Origin of the sequence: Nordella sp. HKS 07, assembly GCF_011046735.1 — a bacterium.
GTDB lineage: Bacteria > Pseudomonadota > Alphaproteobacteria > Rhizobiales > Aestuariivirgaceae > Taklimakanibacter.
In genome coordinates this window covers 3529646-3552669 of sequence record NZ_CP049258.1, presented here as the reverse complement: position 1 = coordinate 3552669, position 23024 = coordinate 3529646, and the positions used below count along the sequence as shown (strand labels likewise).

At 63.4% G+C, this 23024-nt stretch carries 22 protein-coding genes; 15 read left to right on the top strand and 7 right to left on the bottom strand.

Annotated features, from left to right (window positions below; translation table 11 throughout):
• Positions 1 to 290 precede the first annotated feature (290 nt).
• Both G5V57_RS16690 and G5V57_RS16685 read left to right on the top strand, forming a co-directional pair.
• Entirely contained in the window at positions 291 to 698 is a 408-nt protein-coding gene (locus G5V57_RS16690) for a hypothetical protein (RefSeq protein ID WP_165168725.1), read from the top strand.
• A complete protein-coding gene (locus G5V57_RS16685; protein ID WP_165168724.1) occupies positions 637 to 2058 on the top strand; it encodes a PBSX family phage terminase large subunit in 1422 nt (473 codons plus the stop codon). Before G5V57_RS16690 ends, G5V57_RS16685 begins: the two co-directional genes overlap by 62 nt.
• 46 nt (positions 2059 to 2104) lie before the next feature.
• On the opposite strand, the gene G5V57_RS16680 is transcribed toward G5V57_RS16685, so the two are convergent.
• The 5 genes from G5V57_RS16680 to G5V57_RS16660 form a co-directional block, all read right to left on the bottom strand.
• Positions 2105 to 2956: a 4-(cytidine 5'-diphospho)-2-C-methyl-D-erythritol kinase gene (locus tag G5V57_RS16680; RefSeq protein ID WP_165168723.1), complete on the bottom strand. Its 852-nt coding sequence runs from the start codon at positions 2954 to 2956 to the stop codon at positions 2105 to 2107.
• Positions 2957 to 2999: 43 nt separating this feature from the next.
• The gene (locus G5V57_RS16675; RefSeq protein WP_165168722.1) at positions 3000 to 4571 is read right to left on the bottom strand and encodes a tetratricopeptide repeat protein; all 1572 of its coding nucleotides are present in this window, start codon (positions 4569 to 4571) and stop codon (positions 3000 to 3002) included.
• Positions 4534 to 4731 (bottom strand): hypothetical protein, encoded by a 198-nt coding sequence (locus G5V57_RS16670; RefSeq protein ID WP_165168721.1) that lies wholly within the window; start codon positions 4729 to 4731, stop codon positions 4534 to 4536. Before G5V57_RS16670 ends, G5V57_RS16675 begins: the two co-directional genes overlap by 38 nt.
• Before the next feature lie 177 nt (positions 4732 to 4908).
• Positions 4909 to 6570, bottom strand: coding sequence for a VWA domain-containing protein (locus tag G5V57_RS16665; RefSeq protein ID WP_165168720.1), 1662 nt, complete (start codon positions 6568 to 6570; stop codon positions 4909 to 4911).
• Between the two features lie 188 nt (positions 6571 to 6758).
• Positions 6759 to 8396, bottom strand: coding sequence for an electron transfer flavoprotein-ubiquinone oxidoreductase (locus tag G5V57_RS16660; RefSeq protein ID WP_165174154.1), 1638 nt, complete (start codon positions 8394 to 8396; stop codon positions 6759 to 6761).
• 144 nt (positions 8397 to 8540) lie between these two features.
• On the opposite strand from G5V57_RS16660, the gene G5V57_RS16655 reads away from it, so the two are divergent.
• The 10 genes from G5V57_RS16655 (at position 8541) to G5V57_RS16610 (ending at position 15739) form a co-directional block, all read left to right on the top strand.
• Positions 8541 to 9365 (top strand): uracil-DNA glycosylase, encoded by an 825-nt coding sequence (locus tag G5V57_RS16655; protein WP_165168719.1) that lies wholly within the window; start codon positions 8541 to 8543, stop codon positions 9363 to 9365.
• Entirely contained in the window at positions 9355 to 9513 is a 159-nt protein-coding gene (locus G5V57_RS16650) for a hypothetical protein (RefSeq protein ID WP_165168718.1), read from the top strand. The genes G5V57_RS16655 and G5V57_RS16650 overlap by 11 nt, the downstream gene beginning before the upstream one ends.
• 5 nt (positions 9514 to 9518) lie before the next feature.
• Positions 9519 to 10067: a molybdenum cofactor biosynthesis protein B gene (gene moaB, locus G5V57_RS16645; protein WP_165168717.1), complete on the top strand. Its 549-nt coding sequence runs from the start codon at positions 9519 to 9521 to the stop codon at positions 10065 to 10067.
• Positions 10068 to 10228: 161 nt separating this feature from the next.
• The gene (locus G5V57_RS16640; protein WP_165168716.1) at positions 10229 to 11017 is read left to right on the top strand and encodes a transporter substrate-binding domain-containing protein; all 789 of its coding nucleotides are present in this window, start codon (positions 10229 to 10231) and stop codon (positions 11015 to 11017) included.
• A gap of 66 nt (positions 11018 to 11083) precedes the next feature.
• Positions 11084 to 12220, top strand: coding sequence for a PA0069 family radical SAM protein (locus G5V57_RS16635; RefSeq protein WP_165168715.1), 1137 nt, complete (start codon positions 11084 to 11086; stop codon positions 12218 to 12220).
• A gap of 11 nt (positions 12221 to 12231) precedes the next feature.
• Positions 12232 to 13071 carry an isocitrate lyase/phosphoenolpyruvate mutase family protein gene (locus G5V57_RS16630; protein ID WP_165168714.1) on the top strand — a complete coding sequence of 280 codons (840 nt, stop codon included), beginning with the start codon at positions 12232 to 12234 and terminating at the stop codon, positions 13069 to 13071.
• A gap of 32 nt (positions 13072 to 13103) precedes the next feature.
• Positions 13104 to 13748, top strand: coding sequence for a ribonuclease HII (locus tag G5V57_RS16625; protein ID WP_165168713.1), 645 nt, complete (start codon positions 13104 to 13106; stop codon positions 13746 to 13748).
• Positions 13749 to 13869: 121 nt separating this feature from the next.
• Positions 13870 to 14976, top strand: a complete 1107-nt coding sequence (locus tag G5V57_RS16620; RefSeq protein WP_165168712.1) for a site-specific DNA-methyltransferase — start codon at positions 13870 to 13872, stop codon at positions 14974 to 14976.
• 86 nt (positions 14977 to 15062) lie between these two features.
• On the top strand, positions 15063 to 15359 hold the full coding sequence (locus G5V57_RS16615; RefSeq protein WP_165168711.1) for a type II toxin-antitoxin system HigB family toxin: 297 nt from the start codon (positions 15063 to 15065) through the stop codon (positions 15357 to 15359).
• A complete protein-coding gene (locus G5V57_RS16610) occupies positions 15359 to 15739 on the top strand; it encodes a type II toxin-antitoxin system HigA family antitoxin (protein ID WP_165168710.1) in 381 nt (126 codons plus the stop codon). Before G5V57_RS16615 ends, G5V57_RS16610 begins: the two co-directional genes overlap by 1 nt.
• Here the strand turns inward: G5V57_RS16610 and mutY are convergent, their stop codons facing one another.
• The gene (gene mutY / locus G5V57_RS16605) at positions 15740 to 16777 is read right to left on the bottom strand and encodes an A/G-specific adenine glycosylase (RefSeq protein ID WP_371744827.1); all 1038 of its coding nucleotides are present in this window, start codon (positions 16775 to 16777) and stop codon (positions 15740 to 15742) included.
• Positions 16778 to 16825: 48 nt separating this feature from the next.
• Between mutY and G5V57_RS16600 the strand changes: the two genes are divergently transcribed.
• From G5V57_RS16600 to smc, 3 genes are read left to right on the top strand one after another with little or no spacing between them, the layout of a single operon-like run.
• A complete protein-coding gene (locus G5V57_RS16600; RefSeq protein ID WP_165168709.1) occupies positions 16826 to 17302 on the top strand; it encodes a DUF721 domain-containing protein in 477 nt (158 codons plus the stop codon).
• Positions 17303 to 17345: 43 nt separating this feature from the next.
• Positions 17346 to 17963, top strand: a complete 618-nt coding sequence (locus tag G5V57_RS16595; protein WP_165168708.1) for a DsbA family protein — start codon at positions 17346 to 17348, stop codon at positions 17961 to 17963.
• 45 nt (positions 17964 to 18008) lie between these two features.
• Entirely contained in the window at positions 18009 to 21467 is a 3459-nt protein-coding gene (gene smc / locus G5V57_RS16590; protein ID WP_165168707.1) for a chromosome segregation protein SMC, read from the top strand.
• Positions 21468 to 21616: 149 nt separating this feature from the next.
• On the opposite strand, the gene G5V57_RS16585 is transcribed toward smc, so the two are convergent.
• Positions 21617 to 23002: an AmpG family muropeptide MFS transporter gene (locus tag G5V57_RS16585; protein WP_165168706.1), complete on the bottom strand. Its 1386-nt coding sequence runs from the start codon at positions 23000 to 23002 to the stop codon at positions 21617 to 21619.
• Between the last annotated feature and the right edge of the window lie 22 nt (positions 23003 to 23024).

Here is a 23024-nt window from a genome sequence, read left to right as displayed (position 1 = left end):
GGTGCCTGCCAATTCAACGAACTTATCTTACTAGTCGCTCGACGAGCTTTGGGTCACGAGTGCCGGCCTCATACTCGCATCCCGGCAAAAATATCGCTTGAACTCGTGGGCCAAAACGTGAGTTTTGGGAAATATCAGAATCGGAAATATTGTACCCACGGCTCAAACCCGCGGGCATTTCGGTTCTGAAGCCTGAACTTGCGCTCAGACCGCAAGCACGGCGCAGCTTCCCGCCGCCACGGCTACCGGACCTGCCACTTCTGTCGCCATCCCATACATCACGGTGGACCATGATCGCCCAACGCTTCAGCGGACGAAAACCCTCCATTCCGACATTCCTGACGGAAACGGGTCACCGCCATTCCGACTCGCAGGTAAGCGGCGGCGCACCACCCGTGCCGTCACCGGAACCTTCGGGGCAATCGCCGCCTCCGCGGCCGCTGCGCAACTCCGAGCGGATCGCCGCCGACCGCCAGAAGATCACCGAGGGCGGCGTCCTCGATATCCTGCTCGACCATGTCCGGGGGCGGTGCGAGCTGTCGCCCTCCCAGATCACGACCGCTTTCGGCCTGCTCAAGAAAATCCTGCCCGATCTCTCCAACAGCGCAGCCCCGCGCGACAACGAGGAGGTTCGCGATGACGACGATTCCGCAGTTCCCGAATTCGAGATCCACATTGTCGACCCCAAAGAAACTTGAAGTCGCGCGCGCCTTCAAGCCGCTGTTGGCGCCTAAGCGCTACAAGGGCGCCTATGGCGGCAGAGGCAGCGCCAAATCGCATTTCTTCGCCGGTGAGCTCATCTGGCGGTGCAGCCAAGCCAGGCTGCGCTGCGTCTGCATCCGCGAAGTGCAGAACTCGATAAGGGAATCGGTGCGCCAGCTCCTGATCGACAAGATCGGCACATTCGATCTCGGCGACCGCTTCACCGTGCTCGAGCAGGAGATCCGCGGTCGCAGCGGCTCGCTCATCGTCTTCAAGGGCATGCAGTCGTTCAATTCGGAGAACATCAAGTCGCTCGAAGGCTACGACATCGCCTGGGTCGAGGAAGCGCAGAACCTGTCCGAAACCTCGCTTCGCCTGCTCAGGCCGACCATCCGCAAGCCCGGCTCGGAGCTCTGGTTCAGCTGGAATCCGCGCCATGAGACGGACGCCGTGGATCGCTTTTTCCGGGGCGGGGGCAAGCGCGGCGATACCGTCCTCGCCGCCGTCAACTGGCATGACAATCCCTGGTTTCCCGATGTGCTGAACAGCGAGAAGGAGTCCGATTATGCGAGCGATCCCGAAATGGCCGACCATGTCTGGGGCGGCGCCTATGAAATCGTCAGCGAGGCCTCCTACTATGCGCGCCTCGTCGCGGAAGCGGAGCGCCAGGGCCGCATCGGCGATTTCCCGCATGATCCGGGCCGGACCGTCGTGACCTCCTGGGATATCGGCATCGACGACTATACGGCCATCTGGTTCCTTCAGGACGATGGAATCAGGGTAACCGCGGTCGATTATCACGAGACCAGTGGTCAAGGGGCGGAGGAGATCGTGCGCGAGGCCCTCCCCGAATTGCAGCCCGAGCCCAGGTTGATCGCGCCGGCTCTCATAAGCATCGGGCGCGAGCGGCCCTACGCCTATGGCGAGCACTTCTTTCCCCATGATGTGAAGCTGCGCGAATGGGGGGCGGGAGGACGCAGCCGCGCCTTGACGCTGATGGGGCTTGGCGTGAAGCCGATCCGGGTCGGTGCGCAGCAAGGGCCGGCCGAGCGCGTCAATGCGGCGCGGGCGCTGCTGCCGCTGATGCGCTTCAACCGCACCAAGCGGGTGATGCTCGGCCTGTCGCGCCTGCGCCGTTATGCGCGCCGCCAGAGCCCGACGCTCGGCGGCTTTGCCGGACCGTTGCATGACATCAACAGTCACGGTGCCGATGCCTTTGGTGAATATGCGATCAATTGTCCGTTGATCGCGCCGAAGCCGCTCACCCCCCGGCCGCGGCCACGGCCGCAATTGCGCGGCGGTGTGTTCCTCGAAGGCCCGCCGGTCGAACGCTCGATCCGCAGGACCCGGACCTGAGAACCTAGCCTCTCTGTCGCCACGTAAAATTTGTGCAATGCAGCGCTCAGCCGATGATTGTTGAAGCAATCCACCACTGTGGATGCGCGCTGGAAATTCGCTGTGCTGCTTCCTGTGCTGCCTCCGGCGATGCGAAGATGCCGAAGCAGGTGGCGCCCGATCCCGACATACGGGCGAAACGCAATCCCGAGGTCTCGTTCAGCGCCGCGAGCACGTCGGCGATCAGAGGTTCGATCGCCATGGCGGGCGCGGCGAGATCGTTGCGGCAAGAGGCCGGATCTGCCCCCTCCTCCAGGCCGGCGAACGCCGTCTCGCCGGGCTTGAGGGCAAGCTTGGCGAAGACCTGCGCCGTCGCCACTTCGCGGCGTGGATTGATCAGCACCGCCGGCATCGGCGCCAGCGTCTCCAGTACGTCTATGCGCTCGCCGGCACCGCGCATGCGGCAGCTTCTGCCCACCAGGCAGACCGGCACGTCGGCGCCCAGCGTGGCGGCCAGCCCGGCAAGCTCGCGTGGCGGGGCGGCCCTGGCGGACAGGCTGTCGAGCGCGCGCAGCGTCGCCGCCGCATCGGCCGATCCGCCACCGATCCCGGAGGCGATCGGGAGGTTCTTCTCGAGCGTGATGTGATAGCGGGCCGCCTGCCCGAAGGCCTGCTCGAAGCCGCGGGCTGCCTTCAGCACCAGATTGTCGGGGGACGAACAGAGCCCGGCCGCAAAGGGTCCGCTGATCTCGAGATGCCAGTCCGGGGCCGTCTCGAAGGTCAGGCGGTCGGCGATGCCGGCAAAGGCGACGATGCTGTCGAGCTCGTGAAAGCCGCCATGCCTGCGGCCAAGCACGTGGAGCGCCAGATTGATCTTGGCGGGCGCCAGCTCGACAAAAGGCACTTTTGTTTTACGCATCGGATTATCCGAAAACCGCGTCGCACTTTTCGGTCCGATGCTCTCAGCCGTTGTTTCCAGACGTAGCGCCCTGCGCCGGCGTCACCGGCGGCTCGGCGGCCAAGCCTTCCTTCAGCTTCTTCTCGATGCGGGCGAGATCCTCGGGCTCGGGCTTATTGTCCTTGGCATGCTGCCACTGGAAACGCGCCTCGAGCTGGCGGCCGACACGCCAATAGGCATCGCCCAGATGGTCGGCGATGACCGGATCGGCGGGCTTGAGCTCGACGGCGCGCTCGAGCTGCTTCACCGCCTCCTCATACTCGCCCAGGCGGAAATGCGCCCAGCCGAGGCTGTCGACGATATAGCCGTCATTCGGCTTGAGCTCGACCGCCTTCCTCACCATGGCGATCGCCTCGGGGAGGTTGATGTTCTTGTCGACCATCGAATAGCCGAGATAGTTGAGCACCATCGGCTGATCGGGCTCGAATTGGAGCGCTTTCCTGAAATCGGTCTCGGCCTTGTCCCACTGCTTGGTGCGCTCGAAAGCGATGCCGCGGTAATAATAAACGGTCCAGTTGTCGCGATCCGGCTTGTCCAGGAGGGCTATGGCGGCGTTATAGCTATCGGCCGCGGCGGCGAACTCCTCGTTGTTGCGGTAAAGATTGCCCAGCGTCACCAGCGCGTCATAGTCCTTGGGGTCGGAGGCAACCAGCGCCTTGAGCCTCGCCTTCGCCTCGTCCTTTTTCTCGAGCCTCTGGAGATTGACCGCGACCTCGAGCTCGGCATTGGGTTTGAGCACGGAAGTCTTGTCGATCGCGTCATAGGCCTCGATCGAACGCTGATAGGAGCTCATGCTCTCATAAATGTCGCCGAGCAGCGTCAGATTGATGTTGCGGTCGCCATTGACCGACAGAGCGAGCTGGGCATAGGCCAAGGCCACCTCGAGGCCCTGATCGTCGGACAGCGCGCTCGCCACTGAGAACAGGGCTTCACTTATGCCGGCTTCCGGCGTCTTGACGAAGGACGCGGGCGTGCTCCCCTTGTCGAGATTGGTCAGCGCCTGGCGCACCAGCGGGTTCTTCTCGGCGGTCGCGAGGAACTGCTCATAGACCTTGCGCGCCTCGTCCTTGCGGCCGTTGCGTTCGAGATAGTTGCCATAGGCCTGGACGACGCGCAGCGAATTGCCGGCCTGACTGTAAGCCTTCTTGTAGAAGCTGTCGGCGCGGATATTGGCGCCGAGATAGTCGGCGATCAGCGCGCCGTGATAGGATTTGAAATTCTCGAGCGATTCATTGCGATCGAGCTTGTCGAGCGTGCTGAAGGCCTGCGCCTGGTTGCCCTGGGCGGCATAGGTCCAGGCGGTGAGCAGTGTGGCGGTGAGCTCGCCGATCGGCGTATAGGCGGCTTTCTTGAAATTCTCGCGCGCCTTGACGAAGCGCTTGAGCCTCACATCGCGAAGCCCCAGTACGAAACGCGCCATACGGTGCTGGCTGTTGAAGCTCAAGACCCGTTCGGCATAGTCCTCGGCGCTGGCGACCTTGCCCTCCGACAGATCGAAGATGAAGACCCGCTCGATGAGGACGGCGTTATTGGGATCGTCACGTAATGCCTGCTGGAAATACTTGTCCGGCGGCATCCAGGTCGCGCTGCTTGCCGGCGAAGCGGCCGGCCAGATAACTGCCGGAGAGCGAGCTTCCCTCGACGTCGAGATCTTCATAACCCGCCTGGGCGGGAAGGGCGGCAAAAAGCAGCCCGAAGGCCAGGGCCGGCAGCATCCGGCTAAGAGGCTTTGTCATCAGAAATCTTTCTGCTCGCAGAAGCGCTATGCTTCGCGATTCAGGACATAAAATGAGGTTTTTTCAGGATCACCGCAAGGGGGCGGCCGACCGGCGGGCCGTGACGCCCATGAAAAAGGGGCGTTTCGCCGGGAAACGCCCTCAAATTCGGCAAGCTGGCCGCGGTGTCGGATGGAATCACTTGCTCAGATACATGGTCTTCAGCCGGGCACCGATCGTCTCGAAGGCACCTTTCAGCTGGGTCTCGTTCGCGGCGTTGATGTAGTATTGATATTGGTTCCCGTTGAGGCTCGGATCGGAGGCGCATTTCGTGAGCGCCTCGACCAACTCCGATTTCACCATAAAGCCGATCGTATAAAGTTCGAGGCTCGGCAGCTGGCGGCCCTGGCTTTCGCGCATCTCATGCTTGGCCTTCAGATTCGTGCAGGCCGTCTCGAAGGCGGCATCGAGCTTGCCACGCACGAGCGACTGAGTCTGGGTGCCGAACCGGTTCTTCGCCAGATCGACCTTCGAGTAGCCGAAAGCGGTATATATCGTGCCCGTGGCGGCAGGCGGCATGCTCCGCGAGCTGTTGGTGCCTACGTCGTTTTCGCCATCCGTCATGAGAACGACGATCTTGCGCCATTCCTTATCTTGGAAACTCTTGCCTTCGGTGAATGGCAAACCGGGTGAGACGACCCGCCAGCCCCACATGATTCCTTCGACAAGGTTGGTGGGACCCTCAGCCTTCATATCGTCGATCCCCTTCTCGATGACGCTGCGGTCCGGTGTCAGCGGAATGATCGGAGAGGACGCGCAATTGGCTCCTGGGCCGGTCTTGAAGGAGATGCTGACGACCTTGTTGGCGTATTTTGCCTGGTTTTTGAGCCGTGCGGTTTCATTCCCGGTCACGCCGTCGGAAAGATAATTGTTGCCATAGTCGTCGTTCACGTTGGCATCCGGCTCGTCGGGAGCGAAATAGGGCGTGAAGAGGGTATCGGACGAAGAAGCACTGGGTTCCGTGTCATTGGTGGCATACGCGCCCAGGCGCGCCTCGACGCATCCATTCCATGGCAACTTCACGGTCTGGCCCGCCGCATTGCGGTATCTCAGGTCATCCCAGCCCTTCATGTTGTGATAGGTCGCATTGGTGAAATTGACCTTGGACACCGCGGCCTTGCCCGTCGTGTCGATCCAGCCGCTCGAGACCTTGTCACCCCCGACATTCACCGAGCCCGCAAAAGGAACAAGAGCAAACCTGACTTTGTCATCGGACTCCTTGTCGCCCAGTACCTTTTGGATCAACGCCTTGGCCGCGGCCTTGGCACTTTCGATCTTGGAGCCTTTCATAGAGCCGGTGATGTCCATCACCAGCACGATCTCGATGTTTTCAGCAATGCCGCCCTGCAGATTGACCTCGGCGTGGGCGCCGAGATCCATCGTCTGGTAGCCGACAAGCTTCATCAGCGTCGTTGGGTAAGGCTGCGTGGCCTCTACTGAGACGATCTCATCGGTTACATTGATTTGCACCGAGAGATCCTGCCCGCCATACGCGTAATTGGTGCGCAGGAAACGTTCGGCCATGTCCTTCATCTCTTGCTGACGCGCTTTCTTCTGCGCCTCGCTCAGCCCCGCCAAGTCCGATTTCCCTGAGGAGGCGACGGCGAGGGCGGCGGCATCGACCGCCACCTGCAAGGCGGTCTGACTACGCGAGGCGCGCGCGACGTCGATGGCCACCCCTGCCGCGACCAGCAGCGGAAGGGCCGCAAGGGCGGTGAAAAGCGCAACATTACCGCGCGCGTCGCCGGCAAAGCGGCGCAGCCACCCGGCGCTATTCCGGGAAGGAGGAATGCCTGTCACTTGCGTCTTGCCCCCAGATAATTGGTCGTGTCGGGGGCAAACTAGACGCCCAGGCTTCCCCGGAGCTTGCCGATTTGACTAAAACTTTAGCTAACTGAGCTGAAAAATCGCGGCTTTCGCGCAAGTGGTTAAGCGGCGCTGCATGCCCGCTGAGAAAATTTGCACTCTATTCCTACCGCCGATGCGGTCTACATGTTGGGATAGTTCGGGCCTTCGCCGCCCTGCGGCACCACCCAGTTGATGTTCTGCGACGGGTCCTTGATGTCGCAGGTTTTGCAGTGGACGCAATTCTGGTGGTTGATCTGGAAGCGCGCGTCCTTGCCCGCCTCGCCCACGACCTCATAGACGCCGGCCGGGCAATAGCGCTGGGCGGGCTCCGCCCAGTTCGGCAGGTTGACCCCGATCGGGATTGATGGATCCTTGAGCTTCAGATGCGGCGGCTCGTCTTCCTCGTGATTGGTCGCCGAGAAGGCCACGTTGGTGAGGCGGTCGAAGGATATGATGCCGTCGGGCTTGGGATAGGCGATGGGCTTCATCTGGGAAGCGGGCTTCAGCGTCGCATAATCCGGCTTGCCGTGCTTCCAGGTGCCGAGGCCGAAGCCGAAAAGCTGATTGAGCCACATATCGGCGCCGCCGAGCGCCAAGCCGCCGACCAGGCCGAGCTTCGACCACATCGGCTTCACGTTGCGGACCCGCTTCAGATCCTCATAGACCCAGGAATTCTCGTAAGCGTTCTGATAGGCCTCGAGCTGGTCGCCGGCGCGGCCGGCCTGCAGCGCCTTGAAGGCCTCCTCCGCCGCCAGCATGCCGGTCTTCATCGCATTGTGCGAGCCCTTGATGCGCGGCACGTTGACGAAGCCGGCCGAGCAGCCGATGAGCGCGCCGCCGGGGAAATAGAGCTTCGGCACCGATTGCAGGCCGCCTTCGGTGATGGCGCGCGCGCCATAGGCGACACGGCGGCCGCCGCGCAGCACCGGCTCGATGAGCGGATGATGCTTGAAGCGCTGGAACTCCATATAGGGGAAGAGATGCGGGTTCTCGTAGTTCAGGTGCACGACGAAGCCGATCGACACCAGATTGTTCTCGAGATGATACATGAAGGAACCACCGCCGGCCTTGAGGCCAAGCGGCCAGCCCATCGTGTGGGTGACCTGTCCCTGTTTGTGATTCTCCGGGAGAACTTCCCAGAGCTCCTTCATGCCGAGGCCGAATTTCTGCGGCTGCCTGCCCTCCGAGAGATTGAACCTGGCGATGATCTCCTTGGCGAGCGAGCCTCTGACCCCTTCGGCGATGAAGACATATTTGCCGTGCAGTTCCATGCCGGGCTGGAAATCCGCCTTGTGCGAACCGTCCTTGGCGATGCCGAAGACGCCGGCGACGACGCCTTTCACCGAACCGTCCTCGCGATAGAGCACGTCCGAGCAAGCGAAGCCCGGATAGATCTCGACACCCAGCGCTTCCGCCTGCCCGGCCAGCCAGCGGCAGACATTGCCGAGCGAGACGGCATAGTTGCCGTGATTGTTCATGAGCGGCGGCATCATGAAGTTGGGCAGGCGCACGGACCCTTGCGGCCCCAGCACGTAGAAACGATCCTCATTGACGAGGGTGTTGAGGGGCGCTCCTTTTTCCTTCCAGTCGGGGATGAGTTCGTTAAGGGCGATCGGGTCCACCACCGCGCCGGAGAGGATATGGGCGCCGACCTCGGAACCTTTCTCGAGGATACATACCGATACGTCGTGCCCAGTTTCGGCGGCGAGCTGCTTCAATCGGATGGCCGCCGCGAGGCCGGCAGGCCCCGCCCCCACGATGACGACGTCATATTCCATGGCTTCCCGCTGGACGTCTTCCACAGTCTTCTCCCTATAGGCGCAATCGTTTCCGGCCTGTTATAGTGACAGGACCCGGGGGCGCAAGCCACCGTTGGAGCCTTTTCCATTTTGATCCAAGGCACGGAAAGCGAAGAATACGATATGAGGGCAGCGGAAGCAGCGGCCGCGATCGAGTGGCTGGTCGAGATGGGCGCGGACGAAATCATCGGGAGCACGCCGGTGAACCGTCTCGTCATGCCGCCACCGGCGCCGGCTGCGCCAGCGTCACGGCCGGCGGGTTCCGTCCTGAACCGGCCCACTCTCGTCAGGCCTGCCGCCAATGCACCCGAGATGCGCGGCGCGGCGCAAGCCTCGCCCGGCAACAGCGACGCCGCGGCGCTTGCGGCGCAATGCGCGACGCTTGCCGACATCGAGCAGGCCTTGCTGCGCTTCGATGCCTGCCCGCTCAAGAAGACGGCGACCAATCTCTGCTTCGCCGACGGCAATCCGCAAGCCCAAGTCATGCTCATCGGCGAGGCGCCGGGACGCGATGAAGACATCCAGGGCAAGCCCTTCGTCGGCCGCTCCGGCCAGCTTCTCGACCGCATGCTGACGGCAATCGGCCTGTCGCGGCACGCGGAGAGTCCGGAAAACTCCGTCTACATTTCCAATGTCATCTTCTGGCGGCCTCCCGGCAACCGCACGCCGACCGATCAGGAGACACTGATGTGCCTGCCGTTTCTCAGGCGCGCCATCGAGATCAAGCAGCCACGCCTCATCGTCTGTCTCGGCGCCACGCCGACGCAGCGCCTGATCGGCAAATCCGAAGGCATATTGAAGCTCAGAGGCCGCTGGTTCGATTTCGGCGGCATTCCGCTGCTCGCGACATTGCATCCGGCCTATCTGCTGCGCCAGCCGGCGCAGAAGCGCCTCGCCTGGTGCGATTTCCTCTCGCTTCAGCAGAAACACAAAGCCGATGCCCATTGATACCGCCGATCCGCTCGTCTTCCTGACCGCGGCACTCACCCTTAATCTGACGCCTAGCCAGAGCCGTTCCGTCGCGCGCATCTTCTCGGTGCTCTCCGCTTCGCTCTTCCTTCTTCTCGCCGCGCGTTTGGCCTTCGAGCGCCGCTGACCGACATGACTCAGACGCCTCAACCACGATCCTTCATCCCGGTCCGCATCGCGGTGCTCACCGTGTCCGATACGCGGACCCTTTCGACCGACAAATCGGGCGACACTCTCGTCGAACGCATCAAGGAGGCTGGCCACGAGCTCAGCGACCGCCGGATCGTCAAGGACGATGTCCGCGCCATCCGCAGCCTGATGCGCACATGGCTGAAGCGTCCCGATATCGACGTCGTGATCTCGACCGGCGGCACCGGCCTCACCGGACGCGACGTGACGGTGGAAGCGATGCGGCCATTGTTCGAGAAGGAGATGGAAGGTTTCGGCGTCGCCTTCCACATGATCTCGTTTCAGAAGATCGGCGTCTCGACGGTGCAATCGCGCGCCACGGCCGGTGTAGCCCATGGGAAATACATCTTCTGCTTGCCCGGCTCACCTGGCGCCTGCCGCGACGGCTGGGACGGCATTCTCAAGAGCCAGCTCGATTACCGGCATCTGCCGTGCAATTTCGTCGAGATCATGCCGAGGCTCGATGAACATGTGCAGAGACGGAAGAGCTAGCCGTTAAGAATTCCGATCATTGCAGACTGAGAGAATCGATCAGTTTATATGGACGTTCCGGCTTAACCACCCGTACAGATACTGTCCTATAAAAAGCCATAGATGCCTTAAAGGCATGTCGGACGGCGCACCGATCTAGCCAAGCCTATCTGGAGCCTAAGATGCACAAGATGTTCAAAGCACTTACTGTGGCGGCCTGCCTCACGGCGCTGCAGGCGAGTCTCGCCCACGCCGAACTGAAGATCGGCTTTGCGGCAGAACCGTTTCCACCTTTCAGCTCCAAGGACGCTTCCGGCAAATGGGTGGGCTGGGAGATCGACGCCATCGACGCCGTCTGCAAGGCGATGAACGAGAAATGCGATTATGTCGAAGTGGCCTGGGACGGCATCATCCCGGCGCTGCAGTCGCATACGATCGACGTCATCTGGAGCGCCATGTCGATCACGCCCAAGCGCCGCGAAATCATCGACTTTTCCGATACCTATTATCGCACCACGCTCTTCGTCGTCGGCCCCAAGAACGGCGATCTCAATATCGAGCCCGGCCATCTTGCCGACAAAACGATCGGCGTCCAGGGCTCCACCGTCTCGGCCAAGCATGCCGAAGATAGCTACGCACCGGCCGGCGCGACGATCAAAACCTATGCGACGCAGGACGAGGCCAACCAGGACCTCGCCGCGGGCCGCATCGACTACACGATCGGCAGCGCGGCGGTGATGCGCGGGTTCCTGGATACCGATGGCGGCAAGGCCTGCTGCGAATACAAGGCCAGCGTCAGCGATGCCAAGGTGCTGGGCGAAGGCATCGGCGCCGGCATCCGCAAGGGCGACACGCAGCTCAAGACCAAGCTCGACGCCGCCATCAAGGAAGTGGCGAAATCCGGCGAATTCGACCGGATTACAGCCAAATATCCCGAGCTCAAAGATGCCATCACCACGCCGAAGCCCTGACAAGGCTGCCGGTCGGCGCGATATGCGTTCTTGATTTGTTCATGGAGAACGTTTATATGTTCTCCCATGACGACACTCATCGACAGGCGCCAGACGAGCGGGCTCGACCTCTCAGCCCTTGGGGCGGGTCGCTATGCGACGCTGCCGCAGCATCAGCGCGGGCGCGGCGCTGTCGTCAACATGCCGGGCCGTTACGAGCGGCACGGCACAGCGCTCTTCGATGATGGCTGGCAGACGCTCGAGGACCTGCCGCCGCTCAAGACGACGGTGTATGAGGAGACGCCGAAGAAGATCATCACCACCAACGACTCGCCCGACATCTCCTTCCGCCAGTCGATCAATCCCTATCGCGGCTGCGAGCATGGCTGCTCCTACTGCTATGCGCGGCCCACCCATGCCTATATGGGCCTCTCGCCCGGGCTCGATTTCGAAAGCAAGCTCTTCGCCAAGACCAATGCGGCGGCGCTGCTGCGGGCCGAATTGTCCAATCCGCACTATGAGCCGCTCACCATCGCGCTTGGCGCCAATACCGATCCCTATCAGCCGATCGAGCGCGAATACCGCATCACCAGGCAGATCCTGGAAGTGCTGTCGGAGTTCAACCATCCGGTCGGCATCGTGACGAAATCGGCGCTGGTGCTGCGTGATCTCGACATCCTCACGGACATGGCCAGGCGCAATCTCGTGAAGGTCGCGGTGTCGGTGACGACGCTCGATGCCAAGCTCGCGCGTGCCATGGAGCCGCGCGCCGCGACGCCGACCAGAAGGCTGGGCGCCATCGAGGCCTTGTCGAAAGCGGGTGTGCCCACCGTCGTCATGACTGCGCCGATCATTCCGGGCCTCAATGACAGCGAGATCGAGAGCCTCCTGAAGGCCGGCCATGCGGCGGGGGCGCGTGAGGCGGGTTATGTCGTGCTGAGATTGCCGCTCGAGGTGAAGGACATCTTCCGCGCCTGGCTCAATGAGGCGTTGCCCGACCGCGCCGCCAAGGTCATGTCGCTCATCCGCCAGACGCGCCAGGGCAAGGAGAACGACTCCACTTTCGGGCGCCGCTTCACCGGCACCGGACCTTATGCCTGGTCGATCGGGCGGCGCTTCGAGATCGCGGCGCAGCGTCTGGGCTATAACAAGGAGCGGCGCCAGCTTTCGACCGACATTTTCCGGCGGCCGCCCAAGCCCGGCGAACAACTCAAGCTTTTCTGAAGAGGAACATCATGATCAGCCAGGCGGAAAAAGGAAAACTCTTCGCGGCGCTGCATGAGGAGCCGGGCGCCTTCGTCATCCCCAATGCCTGGGATGCCGGCAGCGCCAGGCTCTTGCAGCATCTGGGCTTCCAGGCGCTCGCCACCACGAGCGCCGGCTTCGCCTTCACCGTCGGCAAGCCCGACGGCACGGGCGCCGTTACGCGTGACGAGCATCTCGGCAATGCCAAGGCCATTGCCGAGGCGTCGAGCCTGCCGGTCTCGGCCGATCTCGAAGGCGGCTTCGGCGATGCGCCGGAAGACTGCGCCAAAACCATCCGGCTCGCCGCCGAGACCGGCATCGTCGGCGGCTCGATCGAGGACGCGACGGGCCGCAAGGACGACCCGATCTATGATTTCGAGGCCGCGGTCGAACGGGTCACGGCGGCGGCCGAAGCGGCGCGGGCACTGCCTTTCCGCTTCACCCTCACCGCGCGGTCGGAGAATTTCCTGCATGACCGGCCCAATCTCGCCGACACGATCATGCGGCTGCAGGCCTTTCAGGACGCCGGCGCCGATGTCCTCTATGCGCCGGGCCTCAAGAACCCCGCAGATATCGAGACCGTCGTCAGGGAAGTCGACCTTCCGGTCAACGTGCTGATGGGCATGAAGGGCATCCCCCTCACCGTCGAAGATCTGAGCCGGCTCGGCGTCAAGCGCATCAGCGTCGGCGGTGCTTTTACACGCGCGGCGCTCGCTGCCTTCCTTGCGGCGGCGCGCGAGGTGCAGAGCAAGGGAACCTTCACGTTCACCGAGCAGGCAACGCCGCAGAGCGACCTCAACGCCATCTTCGCCGCCTGGCCGAAGAATTGACGAAAGCCTTCTGATGCAGCCAGATTGGCTGCATGGTGCGAATCGATTCCAGCCTGCCCAATTTCGACCTCGAGCGCTCGGCTTTCGCGCGTGGTTTCGCGCGCGTCGCCGGCATCGATGAAGCCGGCCGTGGGCCGTGGGCGGGACCGGTGGTCGCCGCCGCGGTAATCCTCAATCCGGAAGCGCTGCCCCAAGGCATCAATGATTCGAAGAAACTCACCCACGCCAGGCGTGAGGAGCTCTACGATATCATCCTCGCCGGAGCGGAAGTCGGTATCGGCATTATCGATGTCGCGGTGATCGATCGCGACAATATCCTCCAGGCCACCTATGCAGCGATGATCCAGGCGGTTTCGGCGCTCGCCAGCGCGCCGCTTCTCGCTCTCGTCGACGGCAACCGGGCGCCCAAGCTCACCTGCCCGGCCGAGACGGTCATCGAAGGCGACGGCAAATGCCTGTCGATCGCCGCCGCCTCGATCATCGCCAAGGTCACACGCGACCGGATGATGATCGATCTCGACCGGCAATGTCCGGGTTATGGCTTCGCCAAGCACAAGGGCTATGGCACGGCCGATCACCAGGAAGCGCTGTCGCGACTGGGCCCCTCGGCGCACCACCGGCGCTCTTTCGAGCCCATCCGCATCCTGTTCGAAACTGCAACGGCGCGCGTCGCCTGAGCGCGAGACGCAGCCGAAAAACAGAACTCATTAACCATCCCGCCAGAAGTCGATTCACCCGCGAATCCCTTTGACTCATAAAGGATTCGTGAGTTTGTCGAGTTTGCGTTGGGGTGTTCAAATGGGGTTCGAGGCGAAGGCTGATCTTAGGCCGCTTCACAATACAGTTCTGGTCGGCGACTGCATCGAGCAGCTTACCAAGATCCCGACGGGATCGGTCGATCTCGTCTTCGCCGATCCGCCTTATAATCTCCAGCTCAATGGCGACCTCCACCGCCCCGACCAGAGCAAGGTCGACGCGGTCGACGATGACTGGGACAAATTCGCCTCCTTCGCGGAGTATGACGCCTTCACGCGCGGCTGGCTGAGGGAATGCCGGCGCGCGCTCAAGCCCAACGGCGCCCTGTGGGTGATCGGCTCCTATCACAACATCTTCCGCGTCGGCGCGCTGCTCCAGGACATGGGCTTCTGGATCCTCAATGACGTCATCTGGCGCAAGAGCAACCCGATGCCGAATTTCCGCGGCAAGCGCTTCACCAATGCGCATGAGACGCTCATCTGGGCGGGCCGGGAGCAGTCCTCGCGCTACACCTTCAACTATGATGCGATGAAGGCGCTGAACGAGGAGCTGCAGATGCGCTCCGACTGGCTCCTGCCGATCTGCTCCGGCGGCGAGCGCCTGAAAGACGACAAAGGCGACAAGCTGCACCCGACGCAGAAGCCGGAATCGCTGCTCCGGCGCGTGCTGCTGTCTTCCTCCAATCCGGGCGATGTCGTCCTCGATCCCTTCTTCGGCTCGGGCACGACCGGCGTCGTCGCCAAGCAGCTCGGCCGCAACTTCATCGGCATCGAGCGCGACAAGGGTTATGCCAAGGCCGCCAAAGCGCGCATCGGCTTGACCGAGACGCTGCCTCCCGAGGCGCTCAAGGTCTCGACCGGCAAGCGCGCGGAGCCGCGCATCCCCTTCGGCTCGCTGATCGAGCGCGGCCTCGTGAAGGCGGGTGACACTCTCTACGATCCGGCCCAGCGGGTGGCGGCCAAGGTCAGGGCCGACGGCTCGATCGCCTGCCGCGACGCTTCCGGCTCGATCCACAAGATCGGCGCCCATGTGCAAGGGGCGGAAGCCTGCAATGGCTGGACCTTCTGGCACATGCGCAAAGGCAAGTCGCTGGTCCCGATCGACATGCTGCGTCAGCAGCTGCGCCAGGAAATGGGCTCGGCGGACTAACCACCGGCCAGGCGGCGCTTGCCTTAGCATGATAAAGGCAGGCGCGCGCCTCTTGTTCCCATATCGGGAACAGCCTATATAAGGCGATGCAGGTCATCGCCAAGCGGACCCAGAAGCAGTTCTGGGAACGATATCTTCGGGCCGAGATTCCCCTGAGGAACTGGTATCAGGTCGTGGACAAGGCAAGCTGGAACACGCCAGCCGATGTGAAGCGGATGTTCGGCGCGACCGTCGACTTCGTAGGAGACAATCGCCTTATCTTCGATATAGGCGGCAATAAATACAGACTGGTCGTGCATGTTGCTTATGCCTTCAAACGCGTTTTGATCAAGTTTGTCGGTACGCATGCAGAGTATGATGCCATCGATCCGGAGACCGTGTGATGAGGAACGTCCGCGCGATACGCAATGAGGCTGACTATGATTGGGCGCTCGCCGAAATCGCGCGCTACTTTGAAAATCAGCCCGTACCCGGGACGGAGGACGCGGACCGCTTTGATGTCCTGGCCAGCCTGATCGAAGCCTACGAAGCCAAGCATTGGACCATCGAACCAACCGACCCGATCGAGGCAATCGAATTTAGAATGGAACTCTCGGGCTACACGCAGAAGGACTTGAGCGAACTTATTGGATCTCGCTCGCGGGCTTCAGAGATTCTGAATCGCAAACGTCCTTTGACGATGCAGATGGCGCACAAACTTTCAGTGGAGTGGAACATTCCCGCCGAGGTGCTCCTGAAGCCGTACCACCTCGATAATCGGTAATCAGCTCATCTGATCGACGATCTTGCGCATGACGCTGGGCAGCGCCTCGCCGGCGAGTTTGCTCTTGCGCACCCAGCGCGCCGATCCGTCCGGCACAAGGGCATCGGCCGGCACAAGGGCCGACCAGATATCGAGCTCAAGATGGAAGTGAGTGAATGTGTGCTCGATCCGCTTGCCGGTCTTCGTCCATTTCGCGGCGAGCGGTGCTGCGGCTTCCGGCCGCGCGACCGAGGCCGCCCATTCGGTGGACGGGACTTCCATCATGCCTCCGAGCAGGCCCTTGTCGGGGCGTTCGCGCAGCAGCACGCAGCCGTCCTGCCGTTCGACCCAGAAGGCGACGCCCTTGCGGCGCGGGCGCTCGGCCTTTTCCTTTTTGCGCGGCAGCTCGCCGGCGATGCCGCTTTTGCGCCCGCTGCAATCTTCCGACCACGGACAGATCATGCAATTGAGCCGCTTCGGCGCGCAGATGGTGGCGCCCAGATCCATCAGCGCCTGAGCGAAGTCGCCGGCGCGCCGGTCCGGCACCAACGCCAGCGCCCTCGCACGGATTTCAGGCTTGGCTTCGGGCAGAGGCGTCTCGATGGCGTAAAGCCGCGCCATCACCCGTTCGACATTGCCGTCGACCGCCGACGCCTTGCGATCGAAAGCGATGGCGGCGATGGCGCCCGCCGTATAGGGGCCGATGCCGGGAAGCGCGCGCAATCCCTCCTCGGTATCGGGGAAGCGGCCGCCCAGTTCCTCGGCCACCACCTTGGCGCAGGCATGGAGATTGCGGGCGCGGGCATAATAGCCAAGCCCCGCCCAAGCCTTGAGAACCTCTTCGCGGGGCGCTGCCGCCAGCGCCTCGACCGTCGGCCACAGATCGAGGAACTTCCGGTAATAGCTCCCGACGGTCGCCACCGTCGTCTGCTGCAGCATGATCTCCGACAACCAGACATGGTAGGGATCGGGCGCCTCTCCGGGTCGGGCGCGCCAGGGCAGGTCGCGGCGATGACGGTCGTACCAGGCCAGAAGCCTGTGTATTTTCCCATCACGCATGGGTGAAAGCCCTTGTTCCGCCATGGTTCGCGACGACATGATCCCTCTATGCAAACGCTCGACAAGGAATTCCGCGCGCTGACGCGCGCCGCCTTTGCCCGCTACGGTTTTGCCTATGCCGACCTGATCACGCAATGGCCCTCGATCGTCGGCGAGGCCATCGCGCAATGGAGCGAGCCCGAGCGGATCAGATGGCCGCGGGCCGCCGCCGATGCGCGCAAACAGGGCGGCACCCTGGTGATCCGCGTGGTTCCCGGCCGCGGTCTCGATCTCCAGCATGAGACGCCCAGGATCATCGAGCGCATCAACGCCTTCTACGGTTACGGCGCCATCGCCACGGTCAAGATCATGCAAGGGGCGCTCACTCCCCGCAAACCCGCCCGCAAGCCCCTCGCCCCCCTCCGTCCGGCAGTAGCCCAGGCGCTCGAATCCCGCCTCGAAACAGTAACGGATCCGGCCTTGAAGGAGGCCCTCCATCGGCTGGGAAAAGGGGTGCTCAGCCCCCGTTCTCCACAGGCCAAATGACCGCTTGGTCACAACCCCCAATATCTAGTAGTCAGGAGCCATTATGTACCTAGATCGCCGCCAACTGATTCTCGGGGCCAGTGCGCTGGCCGCCTCCGCGGGCTTTGCCTCGACCGCTCATGCCGTCGACATTGCCGCACTGCACGCGCCGCCGGCCTCCGGCGAAATGGCCATGGGACCCGAAAACGCCAAGGTCGTGGTCGTCGAATATGCCTCGGCGTCCTGTCCGCACTGCGCCAATTTCTTCAAGACGACCTTCCAGGATCTCAAGAAGGAATATATCGACACCGGCAAGATCCGCTTCATTTTCCGGGAGTTCCCGCACAACCAGCCGGCGCTCGCCGCCTTTATGCTGGCCCGCTGCGCGCCCAAGGACAAATATTTCCCGATGGTGGACATGTTCTTCGAGCAGCAGGAGACTTGGCTCGCCGCACCGCTGGAGGGCCTGCAGAAGATCGCCCAGCTCGCCGGCTTCACCAAGGAAAGCTTCGACGCCTGCCTCAAGAACGAAGAGGTGGCCAAGGGCATTCTCGCGGTGCGCGACAAGGCGGAAAAGGAATTCGGGGTGGATTCGATTCCGACCTTCTTCATCAACGGCGAACTGGTCAAGGGCGAGACGTCAATCGAGGAATTCCGGAAGAGGATCGACCCGCTCCTCTAAGGACGGGCATCCGCTTCCGCTTTTTGGACTGCAAGGGGTGGGGTTATGAAGTTCTCGCGGCTCAGGCTTTCGGGCTTCAAGTCGTTCGTCGAACCGACGGAGCTGGTCATCGAAAGAGGTTTGACCGGCATCGTCGGCCCCAATGGCTGCGGCAAGTCCAACCTGCTTGAAGCCTTGCGCTGGGTGATGGGCGAGAGTTCCTACAAGAACATGCGCGCGTCCGGGATGGACGACGTCATCTTCTCCGGCACTACCCACCGCCCGGCCCGCAACATGGCCGAAGTCCTGGTGACGCTCGACAACAGCGAGCGTACCGCGCCGCCGCAGTTCAACGACAATGAGACGCTCGAAATCGGGCGCCGCATCGAGCGCGAAGCGGGCTCCGCCTATCGCATCAACGGCCGCGACGTGCGCGCCCGCGACGTGCAATTGCTGTTCGCCGACGTTTCGACCGGTGCTCGCTCGCCGGCGCTCGTGCGGCAAGGCCAGATCGGCGAGATCATCAACGCCAAGCCGCAGGCACGCCGCCTCATCCTCGAAGAAGCGGCCGGCATCACCGGCCTCCATACCCGCCGGCACGAGGCCGAGCTCAAGCTCAGGGCGGCCGAGCAGAACGTGGCCAGGCTCGAGGACGTGATCGGGCAATTGCAGACGCAATTGTCGGGCCTCAAGCGTCAGGCCCGCCAGGCGGCGAAATACAAGGCACTTTCCGCCGATATCCGCAGGCTCGAAGCGACAGGCCTCTATCTCGCCTGGAAGGATGCGGTTGAGCACGCCGAGCGTGACGCCAAGGCGCTCGACGAGGCGACCCGCGTGCTCGCCGAACACACCCAGGCCGCGTCCGAGGCGCTGCGTCATCGCGACGATCTCGGCGACAAGCTGCCGAGCTTGCGCGAGAACGAGACGGTGCGCGCCGCGGTCCTGCAGCGACTCACCATCGAGCGCTCCAATCTCGACGAGGAAGAAAAGCGCGCCGAAGGCCGGCGCAAGGAACTCGACGCCCGCCTCGTCCAGGCGGTGGCCGATCTCGCCCGCGAGGAAGAGACGATCCACGACACGAGCGGCGTGCTCGAACGCCTTGCCGTCGAAGAGGCCGAGCTCAACGTCGCCCAGGAAAGCGATGCCCAGCATCGGGCCGAGGCGGCGCAAAAGCTGCAGGAAGCGGCGGAGGCGCTTGCGCGCGCCCAGGAGGCGCTCGACCAGGCCAATATGCGGCTCTCCGACCTCACCGCCAAGCGCAACGCGGCGCAGCGCGTCATCGACGAGCAGCGTCAGCGCATTACCCGCTTCGAGCACGAGGCCCAGGAAACCGCGGCCCGCTTCCAGGCGCTGATGGCGCAGATCGCGCCACCTTCGGAAGGCGAGAGGCTGGCGCAAGCGGTCGAGACCGCTTTGATGGTGGTCGCCGCGGCGGAAGAATCGAGCAACGAGGCGGAAGCGCAATCGCGTCAGGCCCGGCAGAACGAGACCGACACCAAGCAGGCTTTCGAGGATGCGCGCCGCGCCTCGGAAAAACTTACGACCGAAGTGCGCACGCTGAGCAACCTGCTGCGCGCCAATGACGGCGATCTGTGGCCGCCGCTGGTCGATGCGCTTAAAGTTCAGCGCGGCTATGAAACCGCACTTGGAGCGGCCCTCGGCGAGGACATCGACGCCTCGGCGGACGAGGCGGCCCCCGTGCATTGGCGCGGCCTGCCGCCCCTGTCGGAATCCCATCCCTTGCCCGACGGCGCCGAGCCTCTGACCCGTTTCGTCGACGCGCCGCCTGCCCTGGCACGCCGCCTCTCGCATATCGGCATCGTCAGCCGGGCACTCGGCCAGGCCCTGCAAAGCGAGCTCAAGCCCGGGCAGCGCCTGGTCAGCGTCGAAGGCGACGTGTGGCGCTGGGATGGCTTCACCGCCGCAGCGGATGCGCCGAGCGCCGCCGCCAAGCGGCTTGCCGAGCGCAATCGTCTGGTCGCCCTCGAAGCCGAGATGGTGGAAGCGCAGAAGGCCGCCGAGCAGGCCAGGTTCCAGGCCGAACAGGCCAAGGGCGCCGTCGAGACTTTCGTGCGCGCCGAGCGCGAGCACCGTGAAGCCTGGCGGGCCGCCACGTCGGCGGTCGAAGTGGCGCGCCGGGCGCTCAGCCAGCATGAGCGGCAAGTGGCCGAGCGGCTACAGCAGACGGGCGCTCTCGATGAAGCCAAGCGCCGCGTCGAGGCCAGTCTCCTCGAAGCACAGTCGCGCCTCGCCGCCGTCGAAGCCGAACTCGCCGAATTGCCGGAACTCGACGGCCTTATCCAGGAGATCGGCGCCTATCGCGACGGCGTCAACAGCGAACGTGCCGTTTATGCCGAGGCGCGCGCCCGCCATGACGGTGTCGAGCGTGAGGCGCAGAACCGCGCCGAGCGCCTCAAGGCGATCGTCGCTGAGCAGTCGCAATGGCAGGAGCGCGCCAGGCGCGCCGGCACCCAGATTGAAACTCTCGCACGGCGTGTCGAGGAGACCCGCGCGACGCTGGCGGAGATGGCCGAGCTGCCGCAGGCTTTCGCCGACAAGCGCCTCAAGCTCTTGAACACGCTGCATGAGGCGGAAAGCGAGCGCAAAGCCGCCGCCGACGCGCTTGCCGAGGCCGAGAACAGCGTGCGCGCCGCCGACCAGGCCCTGCGCGCCACGCAGGACCAGGCATCGAGCGCGCGCGAGGATCATGCGCGCCTCGAGGCGAGGCTCGAATCCTCACGCGAGCGCCATAGCGAGAGCGAGCGGCGCATCGCCGAAGCGTTGCATTGCCCGCCCGGCGAAATCATCCAGACGGCCGGCCTCGAAGAGGACAAGATGCCGCCGCTCGACGAGGTCGAGCGCAAGCTCAATACGCTGCGCGAAGACCGCGAGCGCCTCGGCGGCGTCAATCTGCGCGCCGACGAAGAGGCCGAGGAAGTCGCCAAGCAGCTCGACGGGCTCACCAAGGAGCGCGACGACGTGGTGCAGGCCATCGCCAAATTGCGCGGCGGCATCCAGAGCCTCAATCGCGAGGGGCGCCAGCGCCTGCTCGACGCCTTCGGGACGGTGAACGAGAATTTCGGCCAGCTGTTCACTACCTTGTTCGGCGGTGGCAAAGCCGAGTTGCAGCTCATTGAATCGGAAGACCCGCTGGAAGCCGGCCTCGAGATCCTGGCCAATCCGCCGGGCAAGAAGCCGACGGTGCTGTCGCTGCTCTCGGGCGGCGAGCAGACACTCACCGCGATGTCGCTGATCTTCGCGGTGTTCCTCACCAATCCCTCGCCGATCTGCGTGCTGGACGAAGTCGACGCGCCATTGGACGACCACAATGTCGAACGCTTCTGCAACCTGCTCGACGCGATGCTGGAACGTACCGAGACGCGCTTCCTGATCATCACCCATCACCCGCTCACCATGGCGCGCATGAACCGTCTGTTCGGCGTGACCATGATGGAGCGCGGCGTGTCGCAGCTCGTGTCCGTCGACCTGCAGACTGCCGAGCAACTGGTGGCGGAAGCGGGCTGATCACTCATTAGATCGCCCTGCCCGCTGCACCGTGCTCGACTCGACATCCATTGGGTATGGGCCGTCCTCACCGCGCTGGGCGTGGATGTGAGGGCCGGCGGCATCGCTCGGCCGCCTGTTCACGGTAGCCCCTGACAAGGCCAAATGATCTATGTCGAAGAATTACGCTGGATGACGGCGCCGCTCGGATAGAGCCGCATGATCCAGAGCAGCAACAACAATCCGGGCACAGCGAGGAACGCCGTCAAGCTCCAGAACGTGAACCAGTCGGTGTGGTCGGCAAGCCAGCCGCTGCCCGAGGACAGCCAGGTGCGGCCCTGCGCCATGAAAGAGGTGAGCAAGGCATATTGCGTGGCCGTGAAGGCGACGTTGCACAGGCCCGACAGATACGCGATGAGCGCCGCGCCAGCGGCACCGCCAGCGATATTGTCGGCAGTGATAGCGATCGCCAAGGCTGGGAGATCGTGCCGATAGGCGGCGCACAAGTTGCTGACGACCGCATTCGGATCGGCGGCCAAGGCCTCTCTGGCGCAGAGACCGTATTCTGCTCCACGCAGCGCCACATAGGCGAAAGCGAAATTGGTGACGGCCTGCAGGATGCCGCCGATGAGCAGCGCCCGGAACACGCCCCAGCGCGCCACGGCGATGCCGCCGATGACGGCGCCGACGATCGTCATCCACACGCCCCAGACCTTGCTGATGCTGGCAATCTCCAATCCGGTATAACCCATCTCCACATAGAAAGGATTGGCCATCGTGCCGCCCAGCGCGTCACCGAATTTGTAGAACAGCACGAAGAGCAGGATGACGACCCAGCCGGTGCGGCTGGTGAAATCGGCGAAGGGTGCGATGACCGATTCCTTGACCCACTGGGCATAGTCGCGCTTGCCGTGCGCCATCGCGCCCTTGGGTTCGGGTATGAGCAAGGTCAGCACCGCGGAGGCAACCATCGCGGCGCTGAGCACACCGAACACCACCGACCAGGAATAGAAGTCCGACAGGCCGACGGCGCCGGCGCCGGCCAGCAGCAGCCCGAAGCGATAGCCGATCTGGGTGGCGGCGGCGCCATGGCCCTGCTCGTCCTTAGGCAGAAATTCGATGCGATAGGCGTCGATGACGATGTCCTGGCTGGCGGACAGAAAGGCGACGATGACGGCGATGAGCGCGGTCGTCCACGGATCGACCCGCGGGTCAACCTGTCCCATGGCGAAGATCGCGACCGCCAGGAGCACCTGCGTCACTAGGAGCCAGCTGCGCCTTCGCCCCAGGAGCCGCGTCAGGACCGGCAGCGGCACCTGGTCCATGATCGGAGACCACAGGAACTTGAAGGTGTATGGCGTGCCGACGAGCGCGAAGAGGCCGATGGTGGTCTTGTCGACACCGAGCTTGGAGAGCCAATAGGACAGGGTGGAGAGCGTCAGCAGCAGCGGCAGGCCGGAGGCGAACCCCATCGCCAGGATGACGAGCATCCGCGGCGTGAGATAGGCCGAGACGGCCGACCACCAGTCCTTCTTCGCGGCAACGGTTTCAACCATCGCAGGGGTCCTCTTGGCGCGG